At 63.6% G+C, this 1,906-nt stretch carries 1 protein-coding gene; it reads left to right on the forward strand.

Annotation, left to right across the window (positions count from 1 at the left end; genetic code table 11):
- On the forward strand, positions 1-1,906 hold a 1,906-nt coding region (locus ACIOMR_RS30900; protein ID WP_401198210.1), incomplete at both ends, for a condensation domain-containing protein.

The raw sequence follows: 1,906 nt of genomic DNA on the forward strand, positions 1-1,906 counted from the left end.
AAAGCGCGCTGGAACAGCAAATCGCAACCGTCTGGCAAGACGTGCTGAAACTGGAACGGGTTGGCCTCACCGACAACTTCTTCGAACTGGGTGGCCATTCATTGCTGGCTACGCAGATGGTGTCGCGCATCCGCCAACACCTCGGCATGAACCTGCAACTGCGCAAGCTGTTCGAAAACGCCAGCCTCAAGGCTTGCGTGGCTGCGCTTGAGCCAATCCAGGCGGCGATGCCTGCGCGCATTCCAAGGGTGCCGCGTGATCAACCGTTGCCCCTGTCCTACGCCCAGCAGCGCCAGTGGTTCCTTTGGCAAATGGAGCCCTCCAGTGCGGCGTACCACATCCCTGCGGCGCTACGGATTCATGGCCACCTGGATTCGAAGGCGTTGCAACGCAGCTTAAGCGCACTGGTGCAGCGTCACGAGAGTTTGCGCACGACCTTTGTCCAGAAGGACGAGCGTGCGTTCCAGGTTATCCATGCCGAGTCCGGTCCGCTGCTGACGCCGCAGTTTCTCGACCTGACCTCGGCCAACCAGGCCGAGCAGATCCAGGCGTTTGTTCGCGATCAGATCAGCCGGCCGTTCGACCTGCAGAACGGTCCGCTGCTGCGGGTCGGGCTGCTGCAGGTGGCCGCCGATGAACAGGTGCTGGTGCTGACCCAGCATCACATCGTCTCCGATGGCTGGTCGATGCAGGTGCTGGTGCAGGAACTGATTGAGCGTTATGCCGCCTATAGCCAGGGTGGATCGGTTGAACCGGTGGAGTTACCGATCCAGTATGCCGATTACGCGGTGTGGCAACGCCAATGGATGGACGCCGGTGAGCGTGAGCGGCAGCTGGCTTACTGGACCAACGTCCTCGGCGCTGAACAGCCATTGCTGGAGCTGCCTGCGGACCGTCCGCGACCGGCACGCCAGAGCTTTGCCGGCGCCCGTCTGGCCGTCCAGTTACCGCAGGCATTGGGCCAACAGCTGCGGCAACTGGCGCTGGGTGAAGGTTGCAGCCTGTTCATGCTGTTGCTGGCTTCGTTCCAGGGCCTGCTGCACCGTTACAGCGGCCAGTCGGACATCCGCGTGGGCGTACCGATTGCCAACCGCAACCGGGTCGAGACCGAAGGCCTGATCGGGTTCTTCGTCAATACCCAGGTGCTCAAGGCTGAAGTCGATCCGCAGCAGCGGTTCAGCGAACTGCTGCAACAGGTCAAGACGGCGGCACTGGGCGCCGAGGCGCATCAGGACCTACCGTTCGAGCAATTGGTCGAAGCCTTGCGCCCTGAGCGCAACCTGAGCCATAGCCCGTTGTTCCAGGTGTTGTACAACCACCAGAGCGCCGGCCGCCAAGCCATCCCGCAACTGCCGGGGCTGGTGATCAAGGCCCAGGAGTGGGAAAGCCGTACCGCCCAGTTCGACTTGACCCTCGACACCCTGGACGCCGACGGCGAGCTCAGTGCAACCCTCACTTACGCCACCGACCTGTTCGACGCAAGCACTGCACAGCGTATGGCCGCTCACTGGCTGAACCTGCTGCAAGGTATCGTCGCCGATCCGCAACGGCGCATCGGGGAATTGCCGCTGCTGGACGCGACCGAGCAACAGCACAACATCGCCCAGTGGAACCCACGCCCGCGCAGCTTCCCAAGCGACACCTGCGCTCATCAACTGATCGCCGAGCAGGCCCGTCAACGGCCTGACGCCGTGGCCCTGCGTTGCAACGGCCAGACCCTGACCTACGCCGAACTGAATGCCCAGGCCAACCGCCGTGCGCATCAGTTGATCGCTCACGGCGTGGGGCCGGACGTGCTGGTGGGCCTGGCCGCGGAGCGGGGTATCGAGATGATCGTCGGCCTGCTGGCGATCCTCAAGGCCGGCGGCGCTTATGTGCCGCTCGACCCAACCTACCCGCAGGACCG

This window comes from Pseudomonas sp. NPDC087814, assembly GCF_044742865.1.
Classification (GTDB): Bacteria; Pseudomonadota; Gammaproteobacteria; order Pseudomonadales; family Pseudomonadaceae; genus Aquipseudomonas.